This is a genomic window from Rhizobium sp. 01N424, from assembly GCF_056399485.1.
The window spans coordinates 1-373 of sequence record NZ_JBFTRK010000051.1; the positions used below are offsets into that span (position 1 = coordinate 1).

A 373-nucleotide genomic window follows, 5' to 3' on the forward strand; every position below is an offset into this window, starting at 1 on the left:
CTCTTCTTGCGGTAGGCCAGGCCCCGCTCGTAGAGCTTCAGGAACAGCCACTGGTTCCAGCGGTAGTACTCCTCGTCGGAGGTGTGCAGCACACGGCTCCAGTCGAACGAGACCCCGTAGGCCTGGAAGCCCGCCTTCTGCTGCGCGATGTTCTGGTACGTCCACTCGCGCGGATCCGCTCCGCGACGGATCGCCGCGTTCTCGGCCGGCAGGCCGAACGAGTCCCAACCGATCGGGTTCAGCACGTTGTGCCCGCGGTGCCGCCAGAAGCGCGCCACGATGTCGGAGTAGAGGTAGTTCTCGGCGTGGCCCATGTGCAGATCGCCCGAGGGATACGGGAACATCGCCAGCACGTACTTGCGCGGGCGCACGT

1 protein-coding gene is annotated in these 373 nt (G+C 66.0%); it reads right to left on the bottom strand.

Annotated elements, in window-relative coordinates; genetic code table 11:
• Positions 1-373 (bottom strand): class I tRNA ligase family protein (locus AC1DNK_RS30035; protein ID WP_477944888.1); only part of this gene is annotated, 373 nt, incomplete at both ends.